This window comes from Cryobacterium aureum (genome assembly GCF_002954245.1).
GTDB classification, from domain to species: Bacteria; Actinomycetota; Actinomycetes; order Actinomycetales; family Microbacteriaceae; genus Cryobacterium; species Cryobacterium aureum.
The window spans coordinates 389,550-413,416 of sequence record NZ_PPTG01000029.1 but is presented as its reverse complement, the minus strand read 5'-3'; the positions used below and the strand labels follow the sequence as shown (position 1 = coordinate 413,416).

Annotated in this window: 18 protein-coding genes and 3 pseudogenes; 14 read left to right on the top strand and 7 right to left on the bottom strand. The window is 63.5% G+C overall.

All coding sequences use genetic code 11. The features are described 5' to 3' along the window. Positions 1-16 precede the first annotated feature (16 nt). Positions 17-658, bottom strand: a complete 642-nt coding sequence (locus CJ028_RS13040; protein WP_105035639.1) for an ABC transporter permease — start codon at positions 656-658, stop codon at positions 17-19. 1,125 nt (positions 659-1,783) lie between these two features. On the opposite strand from CJ028_RS13040, the gene CJ028_RS13035 reads away from it, so the two are divergent. The 4 genes from CJ028_RS13035 (at position 1,784) to CJ028_RS13020 (ending at position 7,291) form a co-directional block, all read left to right on the top strand. Then, positions 1,784-3,292 (top strand): class I adenylate-forming enzyme family protein, encoded by a 1,509-nt coding sequence (locus CJ028_RS13035; RefSeq protein ID WP_105035638.1) that lies wholly within the window; start codon positions 1,784-1,786, stop codon positions 3,290-3,292. Next, complete coding sequence (locus CJ028_RS13030; RefSeq protein ID WP_105035637.1) at positions 3,289-4,548, top strand: beta-ketoacyl-[acyl-carrier-protein] synthase family protein; 1,260 nt, start codon at positions 3,289-3,291, stop codon at positions 4,546-4,548. Before CJ028_RS13035 ends, CJ028_RS13030 begins: the two co-directional genes overlap by 4 nt. 13 nt (positions 4,549-4,561) lie before the next feature. Then, positions 4,562-5,746 (top strand): acyl-CoA dehydrogenase family protein, encoded by a 1,185-nt coding sequence (locus CJ028_RS13025; RefSeq protein WP_105035636.1) that lies wholly within the window; start codon positions 4,562-4,564, stop codon positions 5,744-5,746. Between the two features lie 426 nt (positions 5,747-6,172). Continuing rightward, positions 6,173-7,291 (top strand): pyridoxal-phosphate dependent enzyme, encoded by a 1,119-nt coding sequence (locus tag CJ028_RS13020; RefSeq protein ID WP_105035635.1) that lies wholly within the window; start codon positions 6,173-6,175, stop codon positions 7,289-7,291. A 59-nt stretch (positions 7,292-7,350) separates the two neighbouring features. Here CJ028_RS13020 and CJ028_RS13015 read toward each other — a convergent pair whose 3' ends face one another. Then, the gene (locus CJ028_RS13015) at positions 7,351-7,548 is read right to left on the bottom strand and encodes a hypothetical protein (RefSeq protein ID WP_105035634.1); all 198 of its coding nucleotides are present in this window, start codon (positions 7,546-7,548) and stop codon (positions 7,351-7,353) included. A 186-nt stretch (positions 7,549-7,734) separates the two neighbouring features. Next, on the bottom strand, positions 7,735-8,736 hold the full coding sequence (locus CJ028_RS13010; protein ID WP_105035633.1) for an isopenicillin N synthase family dioxygenase: 1,002 nt from the start codon (positions 8,734-8,736) through the stop codon (positions 7,735-7,737). Positions 8,737-8,997: 261 nt separating this feature from the next. On the opposite strand from CJ028_RS13010, the gene CJ028_RS22145 reads away from it, so the two are divergent. From CJ028_RS22145 to CJ028_RS12995, 4 genes are all read left to right on the top strand, one after another. Further along, positions 8,998-9,180, top strand: a complete 183-nt coding sequence (locus CJ028_RS22145; protein ID WP_500681190.1) for a DUF4158 domain-containing protein — start codon at positions 8,998-9,000, stop codon at positions 9,178-9,180. Then, positions 9,144-10,091, top strand: a complete 948-nt coding sequence (locus tag CJ028_RS13005) for a DUF4158 domain-containing protein (protein WP_500681189.1) — start codon at positions 9,144-9,146, stop codon at positions 10,089-10,091. The genes CJ028_RS22145 and CJ028_RS13005 overlap by 37 nt, the downstream gene beginning before the upstream one ends. 124 nt (positions 10,092-10,215) lie before the next feature. Then, positions 10,216-11,337 carry a bile acid:sodium symporter family protein gene (locus tag CJ028_RS13000; RefSeq protein WP_240607245.1) on the top strand — a complete coding sequence of 374 codons (1,122 nt, stop codon included), beginning with the start codon at positions 10,216-10,218 and terminating at the stop codon, positions 11,335-11,337. A 242-nt stretch (positions 11,338-11,579) separates the two neighbouring features. Further along, complete coding sequence (locus CJ028_RS12995; RefSeq protein WP_105035632.1) at positions 11,580-12,422, top strand: hypothetical protein; 843 nt, start codon at positions 11,580-11,582, stop codon at positions 12,420-12,422. A 478-nt stretch (positions 12,423-12,900) separates the two neighbouring features. On the opposite strand, the gene CJ028_RS12990 is transcribed toward CJ028_RS12995, so the two are convergent. Next, the gene (locus tag CJ028_RS12990; RefSeq protein ID WP_240607244.1) at positions 12,901-13,650 is read right to left on the bottom strand and encodes an SDR family NAD(P)-dependent oxidoreductase; all 750 of its coding nucleotides are present in this window, start codon (positions 13,648-13,650) and stop codon (positions 12,901-12,903) included. Between the two features lie 25 nt (positions 13,651-13,675). Next, positions 13,676-14,818: a mandelate racemase/muconate lactonizing enzyme family protein gene (locus tag CJ028_RS12985; RefSeq protein ID WP_205684036.1), complete on the bottom strand. Its 1,143-nt coding sequence runs from the start codon at positions 14,816-14,818 to the stop codon at positions 13,676-13,678. 236 nt (positions 14,819-15,054) lie between these two features. Here CJ028_RS12985 and CJ028_RS12980 point away from each other — a divergent pair, with 236 nt between their 5' ends. Further along, positions 15,055-16,548 carry a GntP family permease gene (locus CJ028_RS12980; RefSeq protein WP_105035629.1) on the top strand — a complete coding sequence of 498 codons (1,494 nt, stop codon included), beginning with the start codon at positions 15,055-15,057 and terminating at the stop codon, positions 16,546-16,548. Positions 16,549-16,602: 54 nt separating this feature from the next. Here the strand turns inward: CJ028_RS12980 and CJ028_RS12975 are convergent, their stop codons facing one another. Then, entirely contained in the window at positions 16,603-17,316 is a 714-nt protein-coding gene (locus CJ028_RS12975) for a FadR/GntR family transcriptional regulator (protein WP_105035628.1), read from the bottom strand. Between the two features lie 68 nt (positions 17,317-17,384). Between CJ028_RS12975 and CJ028_RS12970 the strand changes: the two genes are divergently transcribed. The 5 genes and pseudogenes from CJ028_RS12970 to CJ028_RS12950 all read left to right on the top strand — a co-directional run. After that, positions 17,385-17,774, top strand: a complete 390-nt coding sequence (locus tag CJ028_RS12970; RefSeq protein WP_105035627.1) for a beta/alpha barrel domain-containing protein — start codon at positions 17,385-17,387, stop codon at positions 17,772-17,774. Between the two features lie 71 nt (positions 17,775-17,845). Then, positions 17,846-18,859, top strand: a pseudogene (locus CJ028_RS12965) (IS256 family transposase); the annotation flags it as partial. A gap of 112 nt (positions 18,860-18,971) precedes the next feature. Further along, positions 18,972-20,036 (top strand): tyrosine-type recombinase/integrase, encoded by a 1,065-nt coding sequence (locus CJ028_RS12960; protein ID WP_105035626.1) that lies wholly within the window; start codon positions 18,972-18,974, stop codon positions 20,034-20,036. A gap of 8 nt (positions 20,037-20,044) precedes the next feature. Continuing rightward, complete coding sequence (locus CJ028_RS12955; RefSeq protein WP_205684034.1) at positions 20,045-21,982, top strand: tyrosine-type recombinase/integrase; 1,938 nt, start codon at positions 20,045-20,047, stop codon at positions 21,980-21,982. A 49-nt stretch (positions 21,983-22,031) separates the two neighbouring features. Further along, positions 22,032-22,142 (top strand): annotated as a pseudogene (locus CJ028_RS12950) (transposase); the annotation flags it as partial. A gap of 663 nt (positions 22,143-22,805) precedes the next feature. Here CJ028_RS12950 and CJ028_RS21450 read toward each other — a convergent pair. Continuing rightward, a pseudogene (locus CJ028_RS21450) lies at positions 22,806-23,807 on the bottom strand (FAD-dependent oxidoreductase). Positions 23,808-23,867: the final 60 nt, after the last annotated feature.

Below are 23,867 nucleotides of genomic sequence, written 5' to 3'. Positions count from 1 at the left end.
GTTGGATGCACTGAGTTCAGACACGGATACCTCGGGGTGTGGTCAGGCGGCCGAGGCCGACGAGAAGGAGATCAAGAATAAGAGCGAGCACAACAACACCGATGACGCCCGTCAGCACCGACTCGAGAGAGTTGGCACCGCCGAGGCGGGACAGGCCGGAGAAGATGAAACCACCCAGGCCTGGGCCGAGGGAATATGCGGCGATCGCGGCGATTCCCATGACCATCTGAGCGGATACCCGAATGCCTGTGAGGATAATCGGCCACGCCATTGGCAGTTCTACCTGCAGGAGCGTGCGAAAACGGCTCATGCCGATGCCGCGGGCGGATTCCACGATCGACGGTGCTATACCCGATAGGCCCACGACCGCGTTACGCAGAATGGGGAGGGTAGCGAAGAACGCTACGACGATGACGGCCGGAACAACGCCGAAGCCGAGCGGCGCGATGAGCAGCCCGATGAACGCGAACGATGGGATGGTCAGGCCAATGGCCGACACCGAGTTGGCGATCCCGGTGAACACGGAACTGCGATAGACGGCGGCGGCCAGCACGACAGCGATAACTGTCGCCAGGATCAGGCATTGCACGACGAGACTAAAGTGCTGCCAACTACTGAACAGGACCTGCTCATACTGATCCCTTAGAAAATCCCACACATCAAAACCTCTTCGCTTCGATCGCACATAGATTCACCGCCACCGGCATGGGCGCAACTGGAGGCGCGGATGCGGAACTGGAGGGGGACGCAGGCTGAGAGCCGTAGGCGAAGGTGAACTTCCAGTCTTGCACGGCCGCACTCCCCTCTGGGTGCAGCGGGACGTTACGGTTCGATCACGTGCGCCGATCCCCCCGCGAATGAGGACGAGGACACGGTGCACGACGCGGATCAGTATCGGGCTGCGCGTCTTCGAAGCCACGGCCTTGACCTGAGCTGACCGGCGACTGTACCGGCCAGCTCACGCGGGCTGCCACGGAAAAGGACACGCAGACCGCATCACCCCGCTAATCCCGACACCTGCTTGGACATGCTGGCCTGGCAGAAAGAAAACCGCACTCCTGAACCCCCGCAGCATCGCGATTTACCTGTACGGCAACGCGCGGTTCGGGCCGGCAGACGATCTGGGCCCCGGCATCAACCCAGACGGGCACGTGCACGGTATCGACGGGTCGCGTCCCCAACACCTCGATCCTGCCAACCACGCCCGTGCGCGAACCGACCGCGACCGCCGTTCTCATCGGGGAACTCGTCGCCGACTTCATCCATCGTGGGCTCTGGGGTATGCCTCCGACTGCCCGTGCCCAGATGATTATTGCCCGGGAAACGACTCCGCCACGTTAGAACGGTGGACCCGTCACGAGCCCTGCGCAGGACCGCGCCCACAATCAACGCTCCTGGTCGTCCTCTTTTCCGGCCGGGAGCATTTCTGCATCCCGATATCATTTTCCGTTCACGTTTGCACAGCGACCCGCATGTTTTCAGGGTTGTGCAGGCGAATGTTGAGCACTGGTTTTTCCGTACTCCCCTGCACTAAAAGACTTTTTGCTCACTACTCCTCTGCACAATAAAAAAGGGGGGCGGAGTGGACGCGAAATCGATACGTTTTTCTGAGCCCGGCAGGTTGACAGAGAGGGCTGCGCTGAGCCGGATCGAGCCTGACCATCAGAGCAGAACTCTCGGGTCACCACGCCGTCACAACCCACGCAGACCGGTCGGTTGAGGATTAGGTGGGGATTAGACTGATCGCATCGATCCAGGGCGAGGTCGCGCAAGGAGGTCGCGGGTGCCGATTACGCGGACCGTGCTGGAAGTCGCCGAGCAGTATCCGGACCAGCTGGCGATCGTCGCGGCTGATGTTCGGTTGACGTATGCGCAACTCGTTGAGGATTCCCGGCACATGTTCGCCGCCGTGGAGGGGCTTCACCGGAGGCAGCACACGCCGCCGGTACCCGCCGCTGAAACCGGCGGCATCCCGATCACGGCCGTGAGCATCGCATCAGCGTTCCATACGGCACGCATCATTGCGGGGCTCGCAGGGTTCCGTGCTGTGTCGGCGACTATCGACCCACGGTGGCCGCTGGAGCACAGGGTCGGCGTCATTCTTGCCACGGGAATCGGTGTGGTGATCAGTGATGCTACCGACCTTGCGGATGCCCTCGCCGCGCGCGGCTGGACCGGTACGATCCACCCGCTGACCGACTTCATGCAGCGCGAGGCATCTGCCACGGCGGCGGCAGCACCGACGGTGCGGCACGGCAACGAGCCTTTCCTCCTCTTGTTCTCATCGGGCACGACGAGCAACCCCAAGGGATTCCTGAAGACGCGGCACCAGTACCGCGAGAACTTCGCGATCTCCAGTGCGCACCTGGAACCATGGCCCGGCGTCGCAACGCTCGCGCCCGGCCCAGTGTCGTACAGCCTCACCCTCTACGCGCTGATCGAGTGCCTCGCTTCCGGAGGCAGCGCGCACATGGCGGACGTGTTCGATCCGCTGGAAATGGCCGCGCGCATTCCTGACGAAAAGATCACCCGCGTCGTTACGGTCCCTGCCGTCGTGCAGGCACTGGTGGATGCTGCCCGTCGTGACCCCGCCCGCTTCACCACGCTCGAACTGATCGTCACTGGCGGCGCGAATCTACCCGCCGTTCTTCGTGCGGGTCTGGCCGACGTGCTGCCCGATGTGCGGCTGATCAGTTATTACGGTGCAGCTGAGATTGGGTTCATCGGTGACAGCCGTGACGGTGACGGCACAACTATCAACATCTACGATGGTGTCAAGGCGAGTATTCGCGACAAGGATGGCGCCGAGCTGCCCGACAGCGAGCCCGGCACGCTGTGGATCCGGGCCGCCGCTTGCTCCGAGGGTTACATCGCCGGTACGACAAATGCCGTGCTGCAAGGCTCCGACGGCTGGTCAACGGTACATGACCACGGCCGGCTGGTCGACGGTGCGTTGGTTCTGGTGGGCCGCGCCGGAGACATCGCCGTCACCGGCGGACACAAGGTGGCGTTACCGGAGGTGGAACGCGCATTCGAGGGGATGCCGCACCTAGGCGCGATTTGCGCCGTTGCGCTTCCTCACGAACGGCTGGGCACTGTCATCGCACTGGTCATCGAGGGTGAAACGCCAAACAAGGGCCAGCTGCTCACCCACGCGCGGCACAACCTGGCCCCGCAATTCGTACCACGCCGTTGGTACTGGGTCGAGCGGCTGCCGCGCACAATCGGCGGAAAGATTCGCCGCGCCGCCACCGCGCAGCTCGTCGCGCGGGGAGAGGCCGTGCGGCTGTGAGCGATCGGCGCCGCGTGGTCATCACCGGGCTCGGGGCGATCACCCCGAGCGGCTTGGATGTGCCGACGATGTGGGATGCCGTCCGCCACGGCCGAAGCGCCATTACGACACTTGACGATCCCGAATTCGCCGACCTGGCCGTGCGCATCGGCGGACAAGTGCACGGGTTCGAGGTATCCAGTGTCCTCGCACCGAGCCTTGCCCGTCGGCTGAGCCGTAGCCAACACTGGGCCGTCGCGGCCGCTGACCAGGCACTGGCGCAGGCAGGCTGGACGCCCGGAACCAGCGAGATGCCGTGGGACCCGCACCGGTTCGCGGTGATCGCCGCCACAGGCTCCGGACCGGTCAACGCCATGCAGCACGCCACTCGCGCCCTCGACGAGCGCGGACCCCGAGCAGTGCCACTGACCCTCGCGATCTACGGTGCACCCGACGCAGCGGCGGCCCTACTCAGCCAGCGCTACCAGGCATTCGGGCCGGCACAGAGCGTATCGGCGACGTGCGCGAGCGGCGCGATCGGTCTCGGGGAGGCGATGCGTCGCATCCGCCACGGCTACGCCGACGCAGTTCTCGTCGTCGGTGTCGAGGACTGCCTGAACCCGGTAAATCTCGCATCGAACGCGAACATACACGCCCTGGCATCTGGGTACGAGCATGAGCCCGCCGCCGCATCCCGCCCCTTCGATCGGGCACGCTCCGGCTTCGTAATGTCGGCCGGAGCCGCCGCCATCCTTCTCGAGTCCGAGGAGGGCGCACGCACCCGCCGCGCTACCGTGTTAGCCCAGCTGGCCGGTTTCGGGGCGGCCAGCGATGCGTACCACCCGACCGCACCGCATCCACAAGGTCGAGGAGCGGCGCAAGCTGTGCGAGTCTGCCTTGCCGACGCCGGCGTCACGCCGGATGCCGTCGACCACATCAACGCACACGGCACCGGAACACCGACCGGTGATGCCGCCGAACTGAACGCGATGGATGCCGCGCTCGGTGATCGAGCTCGCAGCATCCCGATCAGCGCAACCAAGTCCAGCACAGGCCACCTCCTCGGCGCGTCTGGGGTGGTGGAGGCAATCATCGCCGTGCAGTCGTTGCGTGACGAGATACTACCGCCCACTCGCAACCTCGACGACCTCGAGTTCGCAGACTGGGATATCGTGGCCGGCGAAGCCCGCCGACAGAGTATTGACACGGTGCTGTCGAACTCGTTCGGGTTCGGCGGCCACAACGGCGCGGTACTGATCAGACGCGCCAATGCATGACGAAGGAGCAGACATGTCAGACCGGGAAACCCGACACGCAGAATTGGCCTCGACGTACCTGCCCGACGACCTGTTGGGCCGTTTCCGCGCGCGGGCCGACATCTACGATCGGGAAAACCGCTTCTTCGATGAGGACCTCGCCGAGCTCACAGCGCAAGGCTATCTCACCCTGTTTGTGCCGGAGGAGTTCGGCGGCGCTGGTCTGAGCCTCAACGAAGTATCTCGGCTGCAGCAGCGCCTAGCCACGGCAGCGCCCGCGACGGCCCTTGCTATCAACATGCACCTGATGAGCGTCGGGGTTGTACGTGCGATGTTCGAGCGCGGCGACCGGTCGCTGACGTACGTGTTCGACGAGGTGATGGCCGGTGAAATCTTCGCGTTCGGGGTGAGCGAGCCAGCCAACGACTGGGTACTGCAGGGGTCAAACACCGTTGCTCAGCCGCAGGAGGACGGCGGTTATCTGCTGACCGGGGTGAAGGTTTTCACCTCACTGTCGCCGGTATGGACGCGCCTGATCACCCACGGGCTGGACAGCACCGATGCCGACAACCCGAGGCTCGTGTACGGGTTCATCGAGCGGAGCGCGGAGGGCATCAGCGTGTCGGACCAGTGGGACGTGCTTGGTATGCGCGCGTCGCAGAGCCGTGCGACGATCCTGAAGAACGTGCGGATGCGCCCGGAGAAGGTCGCTCGCAAAATTCCGACGGGGCGATACCCCGATCTGTTGACGTTCGCGATCACGAGTAACTTTCAACTGCTGATCGGGGCTGTGTACACGGGTGTCGCGCGCCGTGCGCTGGATCTGGGCGCCGCGGGGCTGAAAAGCCGGAAGTCGGCCAAGAACGGCACTACCTACGCCCAAGTGCCGGAGTTCCGGGCACGCCTGGCCGACGCCCTCATGGCGTACATGGCGGTGCCCGCGCAGTTGGACGCTTACACTCGCGACTTCGACGACCTCATCGACCACGGCGCAGGCTGGCCACTGCGTCTGGTCAGCGCCCGCATCAACGCATCGAACGTGGCCCGGCACGCGACCGAAACCGCGCTAATGTGCGCAAGCGGCAGCGGATACAACAACAGCACCGAGCTTAACCGCCTGTTCCGGGATGCTACGGCCGGGCTGTTCCATCCGCCCAGTGCCGACGCCGCCCGACCGATGTACGCGGCCGCATTACTCGACGAGCCCACCGTTGACTGACGGGCTTCGTCCGCCAAAGCTGATCCCTATTCGCTGATCATTCCATTGTCCTGCCAACTCGACTGAGGCTGTGTGTAATCTCTCCCGACAGATCAAACCGAACGAGATCGTGGCATTCTCGGCACGAACAGGGCGGGAAAATCACGATCATCACGATGGCCGCAACTCTTCTGCAGTCAACCCACGGGAGAACTTCAATTTCTTTGCCGACCTCCCGGGACACCAACGGCAAACGTAGAAGTCGGCTCAACTGGAACTGGAACTGGAAGGGATGAATTTTAGACGATTAGTCATGAAACATGATTCTTCTTACCGCTGTCTCAATTCACCATACGAGCGCAAGTCTCTGGACACCGTCACCCGCGTGCTCCACGGCGTCATCATCGACTATTGCGGAACGAACTCTTTAGGAAAAGTAGAGGTAACATGACTGACAATTTCTACTCCAACCCGGCCGCCAGGCGGTGGCGAACGGATGCTGTGGGCGACTCGATCCTGCAATTCCACCGCAGCCTGCCCAACTACCGACCGAGCCCGCTCACAGAGATTTCCGCCCTGGCCGACGAGTTGAGGGTCGGCCGTGCGTTCGTGAAAGACGAATCGTCCCGATTCGGTCTCCCGGCGTTCAAGATGATGGGCGCGTCGTACGCGGTGTCCCGCGTGCTGTCGGCTCGGGTGGGGTCGCCGGATGCGGCGCTTCCGCTGGACGAGTTGCGCGACCGGCTGACCGCGCAGGCACCGTTCACCCTGGTCGCCGCGACCGACGGCAACCACGGACGCGCGGTCGCCCATATGGCGCGGCTGCTCGGCCTGCCCGCGCGCATCTTCGTCTCGAACTACCTGTCGAAGCTCCCCTGGGCGGCGATCGAATCGGAGGGTGCGGGGGTATTTGGGGTGGACGCACCCTACGACGGCGTGGTGACTGCCGCCCGCGCCTATGTCGAGTCGGCGGGGGAGAGTGCACTCCACATCCAGGACACCGCCTGGCCCGGCTATGAGCTGGTACCGCAGCTCATCGTCGATGGCTACTCGACCATCTTCAGTGAGGCTGACGCGCAGCTGGGGGAATTGGGGCTTCTCGCCGACCTGGTGACGGTTCCCGTCGGTGTCGGGTCCCTGGCTGAGGCGGCCATCCGCCACTATCGCTCGCGACCGGATGGAGTCGCCGCGGCTCCGACAATGCTGAGCGTCGAACCCGAGAACTCACCATCCGTCATCGTCTCGCTGCAAGCCGGTACGCTCACCTCAGTGCCGACCTCATACACAATCATGGCCGGCCTCAACTGCGGCACGCCGTCGAGCAACTCCTGGCCATATTTGATCGACGGGCTGGATACCGCGGTCACCGTCTCGGAGGACGACACGCGCCGCGCTGTGCACGACCTCGCGCAGTTCGGGGTGGACGCCGGCCCGTGCGGCGCGTCGTCCCTGGCGGCGATGCGCGCAATCGCAGGCGATCCGGGCAGACGCACCGCAGCGTCGCTGAGTTCCGATGCCGTGGTCGTCCTGCTGAGCACAGAAAGCCGCTCGGCAAATCCGATCTGAGCCGACGGGTCCGCGTCAGACCCGCCGGATACCCGTCACAGGTGGCTCAGCACGTCCAGTCAAAGCTGCGCGACGACGGCGACTACGATGCAGCTAGTGACGACGGTCGACACCCAGCCGTGGACCGAGCCGAATGTCCGAGCCATCCGCTCGTCGAAACGGCCCTGGCTGGAACTGTGCAGGGTCACGGCCCAGAACAGCGGGACCTTCCGATCGTCTTTGAACTCCTGGGTGAAACGCCTACGTGCTGCGGTCATGCTGATCTCTACTTTCAGTAGCCCCTCATTTTAAGAGGGCCCACTGTCCGAGACACCCGCAGCAGCTCACTTTGGGATTTAGTGCTCTAGTGCTATTCAGACCCGGAAGGAGGTCATCATCGAGTAGACGGTTTAGGTAACGCGTATGACGGTTGTCTCGGCCCGGGCATCATCTGTTATCTGGGGTTAGATCAGATCGGCGTGGTGGACCGCAGCCACGTTGGGGTGGGCGCGTAAACGGTAGCGCAGGGCGTTGTCACCGTAGGTCGTCTCGAGAATGGGGCTGTTGGTCGGGTCGGCAGAGAGCCCGCGGGCCTCGCGAGACAGACTCTCGTCGAGCTGCAGTCGCGGCATTACGGTGTCGAGTGCAGGGTTGAAGAAGAACGGCACGGAGATGCGGTCGGACCCGTCTTCAGGGGAGAAAACGCGGTGCAGGGTCGCCTTGAGGTAGCCATCCGTTGCCAGTTCGAGCATTTCGCCGATGTTCACGACGAAGGCGCCGTCGAGCGGGGGAGCGTCGATCCACTCGCCATCGTGCTCGACTTGCAGGCCGTCTTTGTCTGGTTCGACGAGCAGCAGTGTGAGAACTCCACCGTCGCGGTGCTCGCCCACACCTTGGGCATGTACCGGCTGGCCGGGATAGCGCACGATCTTGGTCAAAAGGAACGGGTTCTCGGCGAAAGCGGCGTCGAAGACGCTCTCGGGGCTGCCGAGGGCGAGTGCCCAGGCGCGCAGCAGGCGAAGCGCGATGCGGCTCAGCTCCTCATTCCAGCGCAGGGCGACGGTCTTCAGCTCGGGCAAGGACTCCGGCCAGAGGTTCGGCCCCTCGAGGCGCCAATAGTCTGGAGTTCCGACGGCGAGGGGCACGGGCTCGCGGTCTACTCCGATATCGATTTGCTCACGCCAGTCAACGGCGTTGGCGGTGAGCTCCCCGCCGACGCGGGTATAACCGCGAAACTGGGGACTGTGGATGTTTTCCAGCTTGAGTTTCTGGTCGGCCGGCAGATCAAAGAATTTGCGGGAGACGGCGAGGAGCTCCTTCGTCAGCTGCGGGTCGACGCCGTGGCCGGTCAGGTAGAAGAACCCGACCTCGTGGGTGACGCGCAGGAGTTCGGCGCGGAATGCCGCAGCTTCGGCTTCGCCAGCGTCGAGTTGAGAGAAATCGAGGATCGGCAGTGAAAGCACCATGGTCCAAGTCTGGCACCGAGCAGGCCACGCCGCGAATCGTGACGCCTCCGAGCCTTAGACAGGGTTATAAGTGTCGGCTGACATTCGCTTGAATGTGCGGGGTGTAGCACCTCTAAGTTCTGTGTGCCATATTTTCATCCAAGTTATTTCTCAGGAAGGCTATCCGGAAACTCTGGGTCACGCCATATTTGGGCTTGGAGTCTGAGGAGGATCGGTACGGAAATTCACGCTTAGGGTTCGGGTGGCTGTTGAATTGGTGGGATGGCGGTCGATTTTTTAAGTGATGAGCAGGCCGCCGGGTTCGGCCGATTCCCTAATGAGGTATCGCAGGAGGACCTGGAGCGCTTTTGTTGGTTGGAAGATGCCGATCTGTCGGTGGCCAGCCGGCGCCGAGGGGGTACAACCGTTTGGGATTCGCTGTTCAACTGGCCACGGTCCGTTTAGTAGGTCGGTGTCTGACGGATCCGCTGGTTGTCCCTAGGCCAGTGGTAGAACCCGTGGCCGGGCAGCTGGGCATTGCGGATGCTTCTGCTCTCAAGCTTTACGCGCAGCGGGGCCAGACCGGTTACGAGCATGCTGCGGAGATTTCTGCCGTTTATGGGTACGTGGACTTCGCTGATCCGGTCAAGTACGAGCAGCTGAGGCTGTTCCTGTCAGCCCGGGCGTGGACGTCGTCGGAGGGGCCAGTGCGTTTGTTTGAGCGGGCGGTCCTCTGGCTGCGTGAGCGGAAGGTCCTTCTTCCTGGCGTCTCCATATTGACGCGTCTGGTTGCAGAGGTCCGTGCTGGCGCGAATGATCGGCTCTATGCCGTGCTGATTGACGCGGCCGGGCCCGCCTTGATCCAGGAGTTGGAGGCTTTGCTTCGCGTCGAGGTCGGTTCCAGGCTGACGGTGTGGGAAAGACTGCGCACAGGGCCCGCGCGGGTCTCGGTGCCGGAGTTGCTGCGGCAGTTGGAACGGCTGACACGCCTACAGGCGCTGGGTGCGGGGACCATTGATGTGGAGACGGTTCCCGCGGGCCGGATGAATGCCCTGGTCCGCTACGGGTTAGCCGGAAAGTCATCAGCGTTGCAGGGGCTGTCGGGTCAACGCCGGGGTGCGACCGTGCTCTGTGCGGTGCGGGCATTGACGTCCGAGGTCGCTGATGATTTGTGTGACGCCCTCGATGCCATCGTCACGCAACGCGTGGTCCGCAAGGCGACAAGGGAATCCACGGCGGCCCGATTGAAGTCTCTGCCCCGCTTATCGAAGGCATCGCTACAGCTGGCCAAGGCTGCGAAAACACTGGTTGAGGTCCTGGGCAATACGGAATATTCCCGCGCAAAGACCGCCTCGGTGCTTGCCAAACAGGTGTAGTTGCCCGAGTTGCGCGCTGCGATGCGCGTATGTCGCTGCGCGAAATCGATCGCTTGGGAAAGAGCACGCAGATTTATCCCTGGGAACCCACCGCGTAAATAGGTCTACTCCAGTGCCAGCCAGCTTGCTCGCGCACAGCGCCAAGTTGGCGGCGCAGGTCGGCGTGCACCTGGTGATGAAATTTCCTAAGCACCATGTTCACGTTCGCGCGTTTCTGCTCACCATCACACCTGCCGGCCACGAGGTTTCTGCCCATTGTGGGTATGGTTTCATCATGTACCGCATCAGAACTGTCAGCGCATTCGTCGGGCGCTGGTTCGCCGTTATTGTTTTGGCTGCGGGGGCATTGGCGCTTGCCGTCCCCGACGCATTTTCGGGCCTGACCGTGGCGATCCCATGGTTACTTGCCGTGATCATGCTGGGAATGGGGATGACGCTTCGTCTCGTTGACTTTGCGATTATTGCCAGGCGGCCGTGGGCGCTTCTGCTGGGCGTTGCGACCCAGTTTTTCGTGATGCCGCTGCTTGGCTTCGGGATTGCCGTCGCGCTGGGGCTTTCGCCGATGCTGACGGCCGGCATGATTTTGGTCGGTTCGGTGCCCGGAGGTACAGCGTCCAACGTAATGGTCTACCTCTCTAAGGGCGATACCGCGTTGTCTGTGGCGATGACGTCCGTTTCGACTTTGTTGGCGCCCTTACTGACGCCGCTGCTGGTGTTGGCGCTCGTGGGAGAGTCCCTGCCCGTTGATGCTGGCGCCTTGTTCGTGTCGATTGTGCAGATCGTGCTGGTGCCGGTGGTGCTCGGGCTCGTGCTGCGGATGATCGTGCCGCGCTTGGTGGAGCGTTTTCTCGATGTTTTGCCGCTGCTGTCGGTGGCCGGCATCACCGTTGTGGTTGTGGCTGTCATCGCCGCGAGTGCCTCCACGCTGTTGTCGATTGGCGTGCTCGTGGTCGTCGCCGTGATCTTGCACAATTCTCTCGGGTTGACGCTTGGGTACTACATCGGGCGTCTGTTCGGGCTTCCGGTCGCTAGTCGTCGAGCTCTTAGTTTCGAGGTGGGCATGCAGAACTCTGGCCTGGCCGCGGCCCTGGCAGTGGCGCATTTCAACCCGGTAGCCGCGCTGCCAGCGGCGATTTTCTCGGTCTGGCACAACGTATCGGGTTCCGTGCTCGCCAGCTATTGGGCGCGCAAGGGTCTACCGTCCAATGAGGTTTCCGAATCCTTGCCGGTCACCACCCGAGCCTGATCTGACCGGTGCTCAGAAGGCATTGACCAACTGTTAACCACTGCCGGCCACGAGGCAGCTTTGTCACGCTTTGTTAGTTGTTCTCTGGGGGCGGGCGGTTACACCGCACTGACGGACACTGAAATTGCCTCCGCGCAAGTTCTCCGGTTCCGACCACGCTGGAGCCCACCAAGCGCAAAACGCCAGCCACGCCACGCGAGCGCGACGGCCACGGAAGAGAGTAAGAGAGCAGGAGAAAGATTATGGCCGAGGACACAGACGGAGTAGGCGAAGTCTTCGACGACCAGCTGCGCATGGCGCTTACCATCGCTTCGCAAATCGGTGAACGTATCGCCAGGCTGCGCGAACAGCTCGCCCGACAGCGTGAAGCAGCGGCGACGCAGCAGACCCGCGAGCTCGACGCACGCTTCGAGGCGGAACGCGGAGCAGCGCGCGCGAGCCTCGCACCGGTGCAGGAACCCGAATGGTGGGACCAAGCAACGCCTGAGGACATTGCAGGCGCCCACGAAACAGTGACCGCCTGGCGCAGCTACGACGACGTTGCCCACTCTGCGGAGACACGCATCCGCGACGAAGTGCGCGAGCGATACGGTATCGACGTCGACGCACCAGGGGCCGACCCGGTGGCCGTCGCGGCCGCACTTCGAGTCGCCGAACGGGACCGGGGCCAGGCCCGCGCTGAGAGGGAACGTGCCGGCGAAGAACTCACCGCCTCGCAGTTGCTCCTCGCTGACGTGAACAGGCGCGACGCCCAGGCCAACGAACTCGATCGGGACAACACTGACGCCGACCGCACCAACGACCCGGAGGGGCAACGTCAGGCCGAGGAGGTGCACCGCGAAGCTGATGTGAATCGAAGCTCTAGCGGCCTCGACTACGACAGCTCAGAGCGCCGCCGACAGTTCGCCGCGAGCCTTGAAGGCAAGGCCGACCAGAAAACCATCGACGCCCGCCTCCTTGCGGACGGCGACCAGGCGAAGCACCCGCGCGAAGCGGTCCGATCGCAGGCCGGGCGGGCGCCGAAAGCACGACGAGCTGGAACATCAACGATGCAACAGCGTGAACGTGGCGGACTTTCCCGCTGAGGTGATCTCAGGTAGCGGGTGTAATCCCACCAACCGGCGTGCGAATGCCCGTTACGCAGGCCTGGGACCCCTTGGCGTGTCATTTATCCCGTTTCGTGAGCTTGCCCCCAAAGGGAGAACGCGGTAGCCCGATGCAGGGTTCCAAAGACCAGCCCATCGTCACCTTGCCGGAAGCAAAAACTATCGTCCCTCTCGACGGCACGGAATGGTGGCTCAGCACTGAGGAATCCCGCGGCCTCAGCACCTGAGCGTCTCCCGGTTTAGCGTGGTCGTGTGAACAACGCCGACCGAGCATCGTGGCTAATTTGGTGCATGAGACCGCTTCCTCCCCACCGACTCGGTCATCCTCGTAGGGCGTTGTGGTGAAACTCTGTTTGGACTGTGCGGCAGAGGTCGCGCTCAACCATTTCGTTCCCCTGCCGATCGCGATCCTCTCGGGCATCTCGAGGGCTAGTCGTGAGGTGTCACCGAAGAGTTGCTAGTGGAAGTACTGGGCGCCGTTGATGTCGATGACAGCCCCGCTTACGAACGAGGCCGCGTCGGATGCGAGCCATACCGTTGCACCTGCGACGTCGTCGGGTCGGCCAGCGCGTCCAATCGGGATGGCATCGACGGTACTGCGTTTCGAGTCGGCGGTGGTGAATGTGTCGTGAAATGGGGTCGCCTCGACAAAGCCCGGAGCGAGCGCGTTTACCGTGATTCCTTGTGGGCCGAGTTCGGTTGCCAGGGCACGGGTGAATCCGATCGCGCCGGCCTTGGCTGTGGCATAGGCCAACGCACCAGGGTGTCCACCCGAGTGAGCGGCGAGTGAGGCGATATTGATCACCCGGCCGAAATCACTCTTGGCGAGGAACGGCAATGCGTGATGACTGAAGAGGAACATGCTGTCGAGGTTCACGTTAAGGATCGCTCGCCACGTCTCGAGGTCGAGCTCGCCGAGTCGGGCGCGTCTGACGAGACCGCCGATATTGTTTACCAGGATGTCGAGCCCACCGAGATGATCGGCCGACTGCTCTACCCCGGTGCGCACGGTGTTAGGGTCGCCCGCATCGACCTGCACAACGAACGCACCAACTTCGCTCACGAACGACGGATCGGGCTTATGGCTGCGATAGGTGACCGCGACCCGCGCGCCCGCGCTGGCTAGCGCTCGGGCGATCGCTGCACCGATCCCCACCCCTCCCCCCGTCACTAGGGCGGTGCGGCCGTCTAGCGCCTGCGCGGTCATCGGTGCTCCCATCTGCTCGCTCGATTCACTTAACGCAATGCCGTTCGAGGACATCCATGTCGACTTCGACACCAAGACCAGGTCCCGCAGGCACCTCGATGTAACCGTTCTGGAGCACGAATGACTGGCTCAACAGGTCGTCTCGAAGAGGGTTACGCGTGCGATCGAACTCGATGATTGGCTCGTTCTGCACTGGGACTGGCCGGTGGGTGTAGGGCACGAGTGGCAACCAGCTGCAGACCTGAAGCGCAGCTGCAACGGCTATTCCCGAACCCCACACGTGCGGAATAGTGCGCAAATTGTTCGTCGTCGCGAGGGCGACGATGTTGCGCACCTCGGAGATGCCGCCTGTCACGCAGATGTCAGGTTGAAGGATGTCGACGCAATCGCCGGCGATGAGGTCGCGGAAGCCGTATCTCGTGTACTCGGCTTCGCCGCCCGCGATCGCGATGTCGAGGTGCTCACGAACCCGAGCGTATCCCCGACGATCTTCCGGAGGCACGGGCTCCTCGAAGAACTGGAAATCTGCCCTTTCGAGTACCCGTCCCATGGCGATTGCGCTGCTGGCGTTGTACGCGTGATTGGCGTCGGCGAAGAGCACGAAATCGTCGCCGAGCACATCACGCACTGTCTGCACCCTAAGCGCGTCATCAGCGATGGGCAGCAGACCGATTTTCATCTTGAGCATGCCGAGACCCTCGTCGGCATAGCGCTCGACGACCGTGGCAAGTCGAGCGAGGTCACGATGACGGTCGAAGTCGAGAGTGTCGTAGTAACCGCCCGTACCGTAAGCCTTGACCCGTTCGCGGCTGCGTCCTCCCATCAGAGTCGCGATGGATGCGCCTAGGCTTTTGCCGAGCACATCCCAGAGCGCGATATCGAGCGCACTCATGGCTTCGATGTACGGTCCTTTCGACCCGAAGTCGCGGATTCCCGCATAGAGACGCTCCCATACCACCCCGGGGGACGCATCGTCGATGGCTAGTAGTTGGGGCGCCAGCACCTCATCGATGCAGGTCTTCACCGGTTCCGCTGGACCATATTGGCCACCTTCGCCCCATCCCGTAACGCCGTCGCTGGTGGTGATGCGAACCAGCAGACTGTTTCGCTCGGGGAACTCCGCCTGGGACGAATAGAACCGCTCTGCACCGAGAGGTGTCTTTAGCACGAATGTTTCGACACGCTCGACTCTCATCGCGTTCCTCGCTTCCTGGGCGACTCCACCGTTGGGCCGCCGTGATGGGACAGCTTAGCAGGTAGTCCTCAGAGGAGTACGTCCACGCTGGTTCCCGGCTGAACACCGTAGACAAGGGAAAAATAGATTTGACATGGTGCATTTCGCGCCATAGTCTTCCAGTTATCTGAGGACAGTAGGTATCTGCCTCCCCCTCCTCAGTCCCCGCGATGACCGATACGGACGCGGAACACTTCGAAGAAGAGCAGGTGACGCTGGTGTCCACAGCTTGGTTGATTGTCATATTTGTTGTGGTGTTCGTCGCCATCGCACTTCTCATAGTGCGGCTGCGGATAAATCCGATGATCGCGCTCCTGCTGGGCACGATCGCACTGGGGATCACCACAGGCGTCTCGCTCGACGATCTGGTTACCGGCATCAACGGCGGATTCGGTGTGATCATGGCCGAGGTCGGACTGCTCATCAGTCTCGGCGTGATCATGGGTCTGCTGATGTCGAGCTATGGCGCCGTGCAGAGGATCGTCGAGGCGATTCTGCGTCTTTTCGGTAAACGCGCCTCGCCTTATGCCTTCGCACTCACTCTCTCGACGGTCACCCCGTCCATTTATTTCGACGTGCTTCTCGTTCTCGTCGCCCCCATCGCGCGCAGCGTTGCGCGTCGCACTGGACGTCCCGTCGCATCGCTTGCCGGTCCCGTGGCGATGGGACTCGCGGCGGGCAATGCTCTCGTGATACCCGGCGCAGCCATGCTCGCTTATCTCGGGACCGTGCAACTGTCTGCTGCGGACTTGCTGCTGCCTGGGTTCGCGATCGCTATCCCCGCCGTCGTCATCACCACGTTTCTCTATCTGCTCGTGATCGAGCGATTCGGCTGGTGGAATCCAGCTCGCGACGAAGACCACATCGCCGATGTCTTGGAGAACGGTGTCACGGCCGTCTCATCGACCGGCGGTGCGAGCGCTGTTGGAGTGGTCGACAGCGCAGCACCACAACCGGCGCCGACGACGGTCGCCACTGCCGTCGCGACCGACGCCGTATTGCCTCAGTCCGCGACGCGGCTGCCGAACCTCGCGGCCGCGCTCGCCCCCGTGCTGGTTGTGCTCATCCTGATCCTCGCGTCGATCATCACCCCCCTCACCGGCCTCGAGTCTCAGACGGTAGCCTTCCTGGGAAGTCCTGTGATTGCTCTTCTTGCGGGAGTACTCACAGCACTGGGCATCACCATCGCCAAGAGCGGTCTCCGCGCTCAAGAGACAGTGGTGGGCCAGGCATTCGAGACGATGGGCTCAATCCTCGTGGTCACCGCCGTGGCCGGTTCGCTTGGAGCGGTCATCGCCGCGACGGGTCTGCAAGACGTGCTCAGTGAGCTGTTCGGCGCCAATCAGACGGTGCCACTATTGGCCGTGTGGTTCGTCGCCGCGGTGCTTCGCACCGCGATCGGGGGACAGACCGTCGCCGGTATTACTGCGATCGGCATTATTGCGCCGCTCATTCCCGACCTCGGTCTCTCACCCATCCTCGTCGTGCTCGCTGCGGGAGCCGGCGGATGCTTCGGCGGGCAGTTCAGCGACAACGCCTTTTGGATGCTCCGTAGCCTGTTCGGACTATCGACCCGCGGAACCTTGAAGACTTACACTCTCGCTCAGTCGATGCTCTCGATCGTCGTGCTCGCCATCGTGCTTCTCGTCGAGATTTTCGTGTGACGATGTGGGCGCGGTGCTGAGATCAGTTGAAATCCGCAGCAGGCGCGATGTCAGTTACGCTGGTGCCGACTCGTGCTGCAGTTCTCGCTGTACCGCGCTTACGTGCTCTCTCGCAGCGGTCGATGCTTTGTCGCCGTCTCTCGCCACGATCGCCTCAGCGATAGCGCAATGATCGCGATGAGCACGCTCGAGACGTCCGGGAAGCGTGATCACTTTGTTCGAGTACTCCACGAACTGCGCCGCCAGCGACTCCCAGATGTGCAGCAAAAGTGGGTTTCCCGATGCTTCGGCGACCTGCCGGTGAAACCGTCCGTCGAGTTCGACGAACCGTTCATGCGAGATGTCAGGATCGGAGGCCGCCGCGAGGATCGACTGGATCAGCTCCCGGTGGTGGTCGGTCAGCCGACGAGCCGCGAGCTCCGCGGTCTTGCTCTCAACCGCGATGCGTGCCTCGAACAGGTCGCTCATCGTGTATCCGCCGGTCAGCACCTGATCGAACACCCCGGCACTGCGGGGGTGGTCGTTGATCACGAACACTCCCACACCGTGCGTGCTGCGCAGATAGCCGGCAACCTCGAGGGCACGCACCGCTTCACGCATAGAGCTGCGGCCCACCCCGTACTGCTGGGCGAGGTCGTGCTCGGGCATGAGCTTCGCTCCTACGGGATACTCACCCGCAGTGATCTGGGCCTCGAGCTTGTGCGCGACGGCGTCAGACAGTCGGGCGCGAGGCATCCGCCCACTGCGGCTTTCCTCGGTCGACGCCATAGCCACTTATCATACCGACCGCGGTCAGTCGGTGCCCGTTGATCATGATCGACCCACCAGGAGTAACCATGAAGCCCACATCCGCCGGCGACGTTATCAATGTCCTGATGCATACCCGAGTGCTGCCGGTGCTCACTGTGCACGACGCCGGTTCCGGTGATGCGATAGCGGCCGGGCTTGGAGCCGGAGGCCTGCCGATCGCTGAAGTCACGCTGCGCACTCCCGCCGCGCTCGACGCAATTCGTGGTCTGGCCATCGGCGGCGAGGTGCTGGTGGGAGCAGGCACCGTGCTCTCGATCGACGACGCCCAGCGCGCTGTCGATGCGGGCGCTCGATTCTTGGTGTCGCCCGGGCTGTCCGAGAGTCTTGCCATGTGGTGTCAAACGAACGGGATCGCTTTCATACCCGGCGTCGTCCAGTATCTCTGTGTAATCCCGGGGTTGAATTCGTTGGATTAACAACGAAGTGAACCACCGTGCGATGGTCAGTGAGTACCGATCAAAGAACTCACAGAAAGACACATCACACGATGGCTCTAGACCAGTCTGCCCTGCTCGCGCTCCTCGCGGAACTCAAGCTGACCAATGTCACCGATCGAATCCGCATGGTGACCGAAACTCTCTACCAAGAACTCATCGATGCGGAGGCCACCGCGCACATCGGCACCGGCCGATTCGAACGCTCCGATGACCGCACCACCCAGCGCAACGGGACTCGTCCGCGCGTCTTGACGACGACGGCCGGCGACCTGAATCTGAAGGTGCCCAAGCTGCGCCAAGGGTCGTTCTTCTCCGCCTTCCTTGAGCGGTGCCGCCGCGTTGATCAGGCCCTGTTCGCCGTTGTGATGGAGGCATAGCTTCACGGCGTCTCGACTCGGAAGGTCGCTGATCTGGTCAAGGCGCTCGGCGCTGATACCGGCATCTCCAAGTCGGAGGTGTCTCGGATTTGCGCTGATCTCGACGACGAAGTCGGCACATTCCGTGGCCGTGACCTCGGCGTTACCGGCTACCCCTATGTGTTCCTCGACGCCACGTATTGCAAGGCCCGCGTCAACCACCGCGTCATCTCCCAAGCGATGGTCGTCGCCATCGGAGTGGCCGCCGACGGGCGCCGCGAAGTCCTCGGTTTCGACGTCGGTGACAGCGAGAACGAGGTCTTCTGGACCGAGTTCCTTCGGTCGCTGAAGGCGCGCGGGCTGGACGGTGTCAAGCTCGTCATCTCCGACGCGCACAGCGGTTTGAAGAAGGCCATCAGCACAGTGTTCCAAGGTGCCGCGTGGCAGCGCTGCCGAGTTCACTTCATGAGAAATGTGCTCTCCATCGTCCCGCGTGCCAGCCAGGACATGGTTGCCGCGGTCATCCGCACCATCTTCGCCCAGCCCGACGCGACTCACATCCAGGCCCAGTTCGATGAGGTCACCCGGATGCTCGAGCGCACGCACCCGAAGGTCGCCACAATGCTGCACGATGCCCGCGCCGACATCCTCGCGTTCTGTGGGTTCCCGCCCAAACACTGGCGGCAGATCTGGTCGACAAACCCCATATCTGTTTACCGGCTCTCGAACGACACGTCCCACTCAGCACTGCGAATGAGGAGGGTTCCGCGCTCGTTGGGGTGGAAGCTATTGCAGACCGGCCGACAAAGGAGTTCAGGCTATGAATGTTTCAGCGAGGAAGATCGACGGCGCGTTTCGTATCGTGGGCGATTGGGGCGACGCCGTATCGGCGAATGCCTTTCTCGGTCACCTCGATGCTCGGGCGTTCAGCCCGAGCACGGTTCGCTCTTACGCGTTCGACATCGTCAACTTTGCACGGTTTCTATCGGCGAGAGACAGCACCCGTGTCGAGGTCTCGCCGATGATGGTCTTCGAGTGGATCGACTGGCAGGGCGTTCGGTCACACGGCACATCTGATCGGGCCGAGGACGCTTCGGGCGCAGTGCGCACGGCGGCAGCGTCGACGGTCAACCGCCGGGTCGCGGCGGTGAGGGCGTTATTCGAATACTTGGTGATGGCCGGCACTTGCCCGAGCAATCCCGTCCCGTCTCCGCGACGGCGCAGTAGCCCCGGCACCTCGACCCGCGGCCTGCTGGGTCATCTGGGCGTCGGGCGCTCGCGCGGCGGGGGCCGGCTGGTGCGTCAGCCCCAGATGCTGCCGGAATCGCTGCCCGTTAGTGATGTCGACCGTTTCTTGCGTTCGCTGGACACCCACCGCGACCGCGCGATCGTGTTGGTGATGCTGCTGGGCGGTTTACGGGCCGCGGAAGTGCGCGGGCTCCAGCTAGCCGACATCGACCTCGGTCGCCGCCGCCTGCGCGTCGTGGGCAAAGGATCGAAAGAACGTCACGTCCCCGTCGATGGCGCCTTCTTCACCGAGGTTGCCGCCTACCTGCGTCACGAACGCCCCACCGGGGTGAAATCATCGGAGTGTTTCCTCGTGTTGAGAGGACCAACCACGGGACAACCGTTGACAGAAGCGGGGCTGCGTGGGGTGTTCCGCCGCCACCGGGAGACATCGGGGGCGACCCGAGTGCGTCCTCACCGATTGCGGCACACCTATGGCACCGAGTTGGCCTCGGCCGGTATTGACCTGTTGGCACTACGGGAACTGATGGGCCACGTTTCCCCGGGAACCACCGCCCGTTACGTCCACCTGAGTATCGAACACCTTGCCGCCGAATACGGCGCCGCCCGCGCGACCCTCGCCGCCAACGCCCGATGACGAGTATCATGACCACCACGTCCTTGCCTCCAGTGCTGACGTTACGAGACGGGTACCTCCACAATCTGTCGGTTCTCGGCCTGGGGCCCAGGGCCATGCGGGACCGCGTTCGGATCGTTGACGTTTTCCTCGGCTATCACCCCGACCTGGTCGAGTGGATGAGTCTCCCGGCGGTGTCTCGCTCCGAGGAGCTGGTTCGCACCGGCGCCTGGCCCGTCATCGTCTATGCCGTCGCGCACAACGGCCTGCTACTGGACTTAGAGCTGATTGGGGCGAAGAACCTCACCGGCCTCGGCGAGGCGATCGAGGCGCGCGACCCGGATGGATTCGCCCGGATGCGCGCCGCCGGAACCCGGCTCGGATGGACACCGAAATGGGTCGAAACTCTTCTCGGTCAAGGCCTTGCCGTGCTCCTCGCCTGGACGGGCGGAACAACGGCGCAGCTGACCAACGGCATCATCGACGCGTTCGAAACGGGACTCAGCGCCACGACGACATTGACGCCGTCGATGCTCCGCGCCTACCTCGCACGGCTAGCAGGGCTGAGAGCGATCCTGTTCGACACCAGAGTGATCGACACGCCACCTCGGCGGCGGCCCACCGGGTCGAGTCATGAGGAACGCTTCGCGGCGGTGGAGATGGCGCCCTCGCTGCGCAAAACGTTCTTGCGTTACGTCACCGTCCGTTCCGCAGTGGCCCGTCCCAGCACGGTGGACTGCCTGATCAATGACCTGCTGCCGTTTGCTGAGTACCTCACCGCCCATGCCCCGGAGATCCGACACCTTCGGCACCTGCGACGCCACCACATTGAGGCCTACCTGATCTGGAACCGCTACCGGTCCTGGCGCGGGCGCCGGGCCGCTGCCGGCGCAGGCCGCACAGTCTCGACCGCTGTCGCGCAGGCGGCGGTGTTGACGCTGCGGAACATGCTCGAGGACATCACAGACTGGGGTTGGAAAGACGTCCCCACGCGCCGGCTGGTATTCCGGGCTGACATCCCCAAGCTCGGTCAGCCGCTGCCACGCGCCCTCGCTCCCGACGTCGACGCGGCGCTGATGGCCTCCGTTGATGGCATCGATGATCCCTTCGCCCGCGTCGCGGTGACGGTGTTGCGGCACACCGGATTGCGCATTGGTGAGCTCCTCGACCTGGAACTGGGCAGCGTCTATGACTACGGCCCCACCGGCTCGTGGCTGAAAGTCCCCCTCGGCAAACTCGCCACCGAGCGGATGGTTCCTCTGGACGCGACCGCGCTGGCCGCCCTCGACCAGTGGACTGGTCAGCGCGGTCCCTCACGGGCGCTGCCGCACCCCCGGACCGGCACGGTCACAGACTTCCTCTTCACTAATCACGGTCGACGATTGGGTCCGACCCGGATCCGAAACGGCCTGATCGCCGCTAGCACCGCTGCGGGACTCCTCGGCGCCGATGGGGCTGCCCTGATGGTGACGCCGCACCAACTCCGCCACACCTGGGCCACCGAGCTCGCCAACGCCGGGATGAGCCTGCAAGCGCTCATGGCGCTCCTGGGCCACGCGACCGCCCAAATGACCGTCCGGTATGCCACCCTCGCCTCGCCGACGCTGCGAGTCGCCTACGATGACGCCATCGGCAAAATGCGCCGACAACTGACCCTCACACCGGTCGGCCGCCCGATCGTTCCCGACAAAGTCGCCTGGCTCAACAGCGAGATGATCAAAACCCGTGTCGCCCACGGATACTGCTCCCGGCACGAAAGCGCCGGCGCCTGTTCCTATGCGAACATCTGCGAGAACTGCGCCAACTTCACGACCGGCCCCGAGTTCACCGACGCTCTCGCCGAGCAACTCGTCGACATCCAAGCTCTCAAAGCCGATGCCCAACAACGAGGCTGGGACGGTGAAACAACCAGGCACGCCACCACCGCGGCAGCCCTCACCAGCCACCTCCGCCAAGTCCGACGGTGACACCGAAAAATCCCGATCCCCTTGACCTGACAACGAGAGCCGGTTAATCGAGAGACTCAACAAGGAGATCAAACGCCGCACCGACGTCGTCGGCGTGTTCCCCAATACCGCGGCTCTGCTCCGCCTCGCCGGAGCAGTCCTGGTCGAGCAACACGACGAGTGAGAAGCCGGCGCCCGCCGCTACCTCTCCGAGGACTCCATGCGCCAGCTGGCGGCCTTCAACGAGGCCCTCACGCTCCCCGACGCCAGCGCCCTGACGGGGGTGATTCCGATCCCCGAGCTCATTGCTGCATAATCAAATCAGCTGACCCGCACGGCGACGATGAATTACACCACCCGGCGGGACGTGACCCCATTGCAGAGGCTTAGCTGTTTGCGGATGTGGCCTCTCCGGCATATTCCGGTCGCCCGATTGACTCGGGCGAGGAGCCGCGAGCCGCGACGTATCGGTCTGGGCGCACGAGCGCCACGCGCTGGCCGTCGGGCTCAGCTCGTCGGAGAGTCGTCCGCCGTCTCGCAGCTCCGGGTTTGCCAGCCGCCGGCCGGCGCCGGGCGCGGTCGCCAGCGATCCGCTCGAGTAGACGAGGTCGAGCATCCCTGCTGTGCGGCCAAGCTTCGTCTGAACGGCAGGGCGCGCCAGGATCCACGTGGCGAGGCGTCCCAGCGCTCGGCGGATCGAGCTTCGACGGGTGGTGAGTGCGGATGTCACCCGGGCCACGCCGGTGGCCATCCTCCGCGCGGTGTCCCGCCGCTCCGCCTCATAACTATCGAGCAGTCGCTCCGCCGCTTCTGAGGAATCCAGACGGTCGACCGCGGCGAGTTTTCAGAGCAGGTCGTGGGCATCCTGAACCCCGGCGTTGAGGCCTTGCCCTCCGACGGGGTTGTGGATGTGGGCTGCGTCCCCGGCGAGGAAGACCCGGCCCTTCCGGAAGTGGTTCGCCAGCCCATGGCTCAAGTTGAACTGTGATGTCCACCTCACATCGTGGCTGCCGAATTCCAACCCGGACCGCTGCCGGATCAGCTCATCGAGGAAGAGCGCGTCCACGGTCAGTTGTGACTCCTTCACCGGCGTCGGTACATGGGCGATGATCCTCCAGCGGTCTGGCTCCGGCATCGGCGCGACCAGCAGCAGCCCGTCCGGGTCCAGGTAGGCGTAGCCCTCGTTCGGGGTTATCGGCAGGGTGCTCGTGACGTCCGCCAGGATGAAGGTTGCGCCGGCATCACGACGGGTGAGCCGGAGTCCGACCTGGTCTCGCACCCGGCTGCGACCTCCATCGCAGCCGACGAGCCAGCGTGCGCTCACCCTTTCTCTGCTGCCGTCCCGCGTCACGAGCGCCTCGACGTGATCGTCATCGTCATGGATTTCAGCCAGGGAGGTTCCCCATTCCACGACGCCGCCGAGGTTATTGAGGTGATCCTCCAACACGAGTTCTGTGGCATCTTGGGGGAGGGAGAGCCAGAACGGATACGCGGTGTCACCTCAGGGAAGTCTAAGCAAGTCCACGCGAGTGGCCTGGTGCTGGGGGCCGGCATGCGCGGTGAGGGCCGCGAAGGGAACCCGTCCGGCGAGCATCGCGCCGGCCACCCCCATGGTCTCGAATACTTCGAGTGTGCGGGCATGGGTGACGAGGGCCTTGGAATGAGTCGAGCGTCCCTGCTTGCGATCGATGACTCGCACGCTCAAGCCGTGACGCAGGGCTTCGCACGCCGCGGTCAGCCCGGTCGGGCCGGCGCCCACGACGAGAACATCAACGTCGCCCCTTCCGGAGGGTTGAGCTCGGGCGCATGGATTCGGGGAGCGCTGAGGGTTTATGCCGAGAAGCATACCCATAAAATACGACAGTAATGTCTCGTTTTGTAAAATCAACGGTCAAGTGACGCCACT